At 39.5% G+C, this 5,307-nt stretch carries 3 protein-coding genes and 5 pseudogenes; 4 read left to right on the top strand and 4 right to left on the bottom strand.

The window, feature by feature from the left end:
• Window positions 1–133: 133 nt before the first annotated feature.
• A pseudogene (locus QUA78_RS31700) lies at window positions 134–885 on the top strand (IS1 family transposase).
• 114 nt (window positions 886–999) lie between these two features.
• Here QUA78_RS31700 and QUA78_RS31695 read toward each other — a convergent pair.
• Window positions 1,000–1,925 (bottom strand): annotated as a pseudogene (locus QUA78_RS31695) (IS630 family transposase).
• 183 nt (window positions 1,926–2,108) lie between these two features.
• Here QUA78_RS31695 and QUA78_RS31690 point away from each other — a divergent pair.
• A complete protein-coding gene (locus tag QUA78_RS31690) occupies window positions 2,109–2,414 on the top strand; it encodes a transposase family protein (RefSeq protein WP_333306850.1) in 306 nt (101 codons plus the stop codon).
• 109 nt (window positions 2,415–2,523) lie between these two features.
• Window positions 2,524–3,186, top strand: coding sequence for a hypothetical protein (locus QUA78_RS31685; RefSeq protein ID WP_333306848.1), 663 nt, complete (start codon window positions 2,524–2,526; stop codon window positions 3,184–3,186).
• Between the two features lie 105 nt (window positions 3,187–3,291).
• Here the strand turns inward: QUA78_RS31685 and QUA78_RS31680 are convergent.
• Window positions 3,292–4,291 (bottom strand): IS630 family transposase gene (locus QUA78_RS31680; protein ID WP_333399228.1). Its coding sequence is split into 2 segments (ribosomal slippage): window positions 3,292–4,035 and window positions 4,037–4,291, totalling 999 coding nucleotides; the frame shifts between segments, so codons are not numbered across the junction.
• A 190-nt stretch (window positions 4,292–4,481) separates the two neighbouring features.
• Here QUA78_RS31680 and QUA78_RS31675 point away from each other — a divergent pair.
• Window positions 4,482–4,634 (top strand): annotated as a pseudogene (locus QUA78_RS31675) (ISKra4-like element ISMae18 family transposase); the annotation flags it as partial.
• Here QUA78_RS31675 and QUA78_RS31670 read toward each other — a convergent pair.
• Together QUA78_RS31670 and QUA78_RS31665 are read right to left on the bottom strand one after the other, a co-directional pair.
• Window positions 4,623–4,913: pseudogene (locus QUA78_RS31670) on the bottom strand (transposase); the annotation flags it as partial. The pseudogenes QUA78_RS31675 and QUA78_RS31670 sit on opposite strands and share 12 nt — an antisense overlap.
• 36 nt (window positions 4,914–4,949) lie before the next feature.
• Window positions 4,950–5,232, bottom strand: a pseudogene (locus tag QUA78_RS31665) (IS630 family transposase); the annotation flags it as partial.
• Between the last annotated feature and the right edge of the window lie 75 nt (window positions 5,233–5,307).

The raw sequence follows: 5,307 nt of genomic DNA, 5'->3' as shown, positions 1-5,307 counted from the left end.
AGAATTGAAAAGGCTTTTCCAGCCAGATCATACTCATCCACTTTTGTCAAATCCTAATACTGAACCGACGCTCTAGGGTATGATGAAGTGGTCGTCGGAGCGTCACAAATCACACACATTTAAAAGGAATATTATGCAATGCCCGGAATGTCAGTCAACTCATATCAATAAAAATGGTCATAAAAAAAGCAAGCAGAATTATATTTGCGTCAGATGTAAAAGACAATTTATAAATGATTATCAATCTCAAAAAGGATACTCGGAAGAAGTGAAACGCGAATGTCTAAAAATGTATGTTAATGGCATGGGTTTTCGAGCCATTAAAAGAGTCAAAAATGTGCATCATACTACAATTATTAATAGGGTAAAAGAAGCTGGAGAACTCTTGCCACATTGTTACGCAAAGAGAAATAGATCCCGAAGTGGGACAATTAGATGAGTTACAAACATTTGTCGGTTCAAAAAAAAACTTGCACCTGGCGAGCGACGGCAGTAGACCATTTTAAGCCAGGTATTTTAGGATGGGTTTTAGGCGACCATAGCGCCAAAACTTTTGAACCACTATGGGAGATTGTTAGTAAATGGAACTGCTATTTTTATGTGACAGATGGCCCGAAAGTTTACCCAATTTTTGTGCCGCAGGGAGACCCAATTATTAGCAAAACTTATATGACAAGAGTTGAGGGTGAAAATACAAGACTCAGACATTACTTGGCTCGGCTAAAAAGAAAAACTCTTTGTTATTCTAAGTCGTCACAAATGCTAGGACATTCAATTAAATTACTAATTCATTATCTGAAATTTGGAGATATTCCAATTCCCCATCAAAATCCAAGAAATCATTTTCGGCTCCAATCTCGCATTTTTTCTCGTCTCATACCCTGATTCAGCAACGCCATTTTTTGCTAATCTGAACTTCCCCCTGCAAATATACTTGCACAGGCTCCCAAGCCCAGCATCACAAAGGTTTCAATTGTTGAGTAAAAATTCTGTACCCATCTAGATGATTGATACCTGTTTGTGATCGGCAATTATAGCAACCGCCAAGGCGGCGCCGGACGCAAAGCGTAATACATTCTCAATTGCCAGAACGTAAACAATTAAACTGCTCCAGTTTTTTGCGAATTCGACTTTTTAACCAAGACTCTTCTTTGCTCTATTGTGTTGAGGTCTGGAGCATAGGGGGTAAATACAATAGTTTACAGCCTGCAGTTTCAATCAGTTCTCGAATACGCCCACCTTTGTGGAACGTGGCATTATCCATCACCACAACCTGTCCAATTGTGAGTGTCGGATCTTACAACTTTCCAACCAGGTTTCCAACACAGTTCGATTACACGCCCCCTCAATAGTGAAGGGAGCGATCAGATTTTGGTTGCACAAGGCAGCAATTATGTTCACCCGTCCCTAGCGCCTTGATGTAGGGGCATGGAAGCGCTGCCCTCGCTCATTCCAAGCATAATCATATTGATCTCGACTATCCATCCCTGATTCATCAAGATAGACAATCTTCTCAGGGGGTATTGTGGACAACTGCGTTACAAATGCCTGTCGTTTTTCTTCATCAAGTTCGCAGTAGCCATAGGTCTTTTTTTTCGACGAGTGAAGCCAATTTTCTTTAACGCTCGTGATATCGTGCGATCACTGATCTGCTCATCCCACAGTGAGGCCATCTCGACTTGGTTTTTATCCCCATAAGTTTTAGCTTGCCTGACGAAATTTTTCCCCCCTGCGGTAATTTTATGACCATTACCTTTGGGTTGATTGGGCAACGCTTCTTGCGTCCCCAGTTTTTGCTTGCCTCGAAAGCCATAGGTTAATGGTGTTGCGACTAATGTTGAACAGTTGACTGGCGAGAGCTAATCTTCAAGCCTTATAGCTTGGATTACCTTGTGACGAAGGTCGTAACTGTAGGGTTTGGGCATGGGTTTGGCGAGCGCATGATTCCGGATTGCCTACAGTATACGTCTTAACCGCCTTGGCGACTGCTATAATATCACAGATTCGGAAACCGAAAAAGAATTTAACAATTACCCATTAGACATCTCCCAAAAACAAATGGTTGACCGCTCGGTCTTAAATTATAATGGAATTTTACCCTAAAAAACATGAGTCAGCTCCGAGAATATATTGAAAAACATCCATCCGAGACTCAAAGACTGTTGGGTATAGATTACGACCAACTAATAGAACTAATTACCAATGCAGAACATCTGTACGCTCGCCACAAAAGACATCAAGAAAATCACAAAATTCGCATCATTAAACCCGGCAGTGGGGGTCGCCCTAAACTAACGATTGCAGACCAAATTCTTTTGACATTAGTCTATCTGCATCACCTACCAACCTGTCAAATTCTTGGGGTACAATTTGGGAGCGGTGAATCAACCGCTAATTATATTTTTCACCGCTAAGTAAAAATATTGAGAGAGTTATTGCCGGGAGCATCTCAGTTATGTAATGAGTAGAAATACTCACAGATAAAGCATGAGAGAATAAGAGAAAAGATAGAAGGAAAAATAGATGACACCCGAAGAAAGTAAAATCTTACAAGAACATTTGCAAGCTGCTGCCGCCATACTTCTAAAGAATACACCAAAAGAACAACTGAAAGACTTTGCCAGCATTGAACTAGCAGTCAGAGACCATGTACTCAAAGAAGTAGCGCCAGAGATGGGAAATTTTTTTGTTTCAGCAACAGCAAAACAAGAGCAGGGAGACAAAGAGGGATTCAAACCTGTCTGGGAGTATGGCAAGTCAGTGAGAAACTTTCGCCAGAAACTGGGATTGAAGAAACGAACCCGATTGAGTCGACAACTCGAAGCAAGTTGCTTATTGCTGAGTGCAAATGTTTCATACGCCAATGCAGCAAGAGATTTGAAGCAACTGACGGGAATATATATTGACCACAGCACCCAACAACGTCTAGTCCATCGGCAAGAATTCGTTGAAGTCATCGCAGAGCAAACCGTGACAGATCTAAGTATAGATGGCGGTAAGGCAAGATTGAGGACAGATCAAGGAAAAGCTAGTGAGTGGCGAGACTATAAAGCGGTGACTTTACACAAACAAGCCCATGCTGCATTGTTTCTGGAAAATCAAGCAAGGCTTGATTGGGTCAATCGTCAGCCTTTGTCAGAAACGATTACTTGTTTGGGCGATGGTCATCCAGGGGTGTGGAATTGAATGGCGAACATCTCCACACCGGAGCAAAGGCGCGAAATTCTTGACTGGTATCATCAAACAAGAAAATCTCTACAAGCTCCGTGGTTCTGACAAGCGGTTAAGTAGTTAAGCAAAATTAATTACATAATTATCTCCAAATTCTTTAAGAATTTTTTCGACAGAGGAAACAAGAGATGGCCAGCTAGAGTAGGCATCTATTTCGAGCCATTCATATTTGATAAACCGCCACAAAATCTCAATTAAATTCAATTTCGGTGAATAAGTCGGCAATTCAAATATAGTTAAGCCGCGTTCTTTCCATTCTTCAAGTTTATCGAAAATGGCATTGCTAGTATGAATAGAAGCTTGATCTACCACAATAAATGTTGGTCGCTCCACCACAGCAAAGAAAGTATCTATACAGGCTATGATTACATCAAAATTAATAGTCTGCTCTGAAACATAAGCATGAAAAGTGTTTTGCCGATTCATGATTCCCAAGACATTTAAACGCTTAGTTCTACGACTATGAATTGACAAATATTTGCCAATATCTTGCCATCCATAAGGGACACAAGGGATGCCACAAAATCCGGATTCATCCAAATAGTATAAATCAATTTTTCCCTCATCTTCTAGTTGTTTTAATTCTGACAATTTTTCTTTTTTTTCCTTGTATTCTATGGGGTCTGGCTTGCCGCCAACACCTCGACGCATCCTAGGCCAACTCATACAAAGTTTTTTAAGTATTCTCTTAATAGTTTCCGTACTGATATTAATATCCCATTCTTGTTTAATATTTTGCACTACTTGCTTTAATTGTCTTGGCTCCAATTTTACCCAGTCTCTAATTTGAGCTTCTCTCAGCGGAATCAAAAGTTTTTTTTCTGCCTCTACCTGGTTTATTGTATAATCCGAGCATTCCCTCATCTTCCCATCGATTCAACCAGTTATACATAGTCTTATAACTAACTTGAAAAATTTTCATCAAGTTTTCATTTTTGACACCTTGTGAAACTAAGATTAAAAAATGGTCTCTTTGGCGCACTTGATGATGTCTGCTTTGGCGATAAATTCGGTTTAGCAATTTCAAGGAAAGTGGATTAATATCTCGAAGTAAAAACATATTAAAACCTCTTTAGATAAAACTTAATACTTTAGTATATCATATTAGTTATTTATGTAATTAATTTTGTTTGACTACTTAAGAAAAGTTGAAACTAGCCGCCAGGTATGGCAGAATCGAGCAAGCTATCGCTGACGTAGCAGATGGGGATGCTCCTCAAGTTAAAAACTTTCTGGCTGAGATTGAAAGACATCGACTACGCATACCTGACTACGATTCCTTTCAATCTCAAGGAATTACGATTGGCTCTGGTGCGGTCGAATCGACCATTAAGCAGATTGGGCGTAGAATTAAAATATCGGGCGCTCAATGGAACCGCAACAATAAGCTGCTACGCAGCTAAATCGGATAAAATAGCATTGCCTTTCTTTTTGACTTTTCTATCCCATTTAATAACCATTTCTCCTTCATTTAATAATCTATGTAGCAATTATGACAATTCTTCTACTGACTTAAATAGTCGATGTGCTATATATTCTTTCGCTGAATGCCAGACCAATTCAATCAAATTATAATCGGGGCTGTAAGCTGGCAAAAATTCTCAAATAATATGTGGCATTTCGGCTGATATTTTGCTGAGAATATCTTTTTTTTTGTGAAAACTATAGCGATCGCAAATCATTCATAAATCGATCGAGGGTTCGATCGAGCAGTAGTTTCATGAGAATTTTGGCTCAAAATTACCAAACTTGTGTAGTTTGGGAAAGTCAAAGATTTGCTGCTGTATGGTAAAATTGAAGAACCATTTAACCAAGGAAAAAGAACCCATCCGATTCCCAAATTTTCTGATCCAAGTCTTGGCCTGAAGCCAAATATCTTCTACTGGATTCTGCTCGCCTAGCATTGGGAGCAAACAGGACACAAGTTAAAGGCCATTCATCCCGCTCCTGACCTTGATTAATTTCTTCTAGGTAAGCTTTCATTTCTTTATATTTGTGATATAGCGATCGCAAATGATTTGTAAATCATAAATAATGTATAATGAGGATGTAAATCTAAGTAGGAGTTGAGATGTC

The sequence above is a fragment of the Microcoleus sp. K4-B3 genome (genome assembly GCF_036704615.1).
Classification (GTDB): Bacteria; Cyanobacteriota; Cyanobacteriia; order Cyanobacteriales; family Microcoleaceae; genus Microcoleus.
The sequence above is the reverse complement of the archived record's forward strand: the minus strand, read 5'-3'. Positions and strand labels throughout refer to the sequence as shown.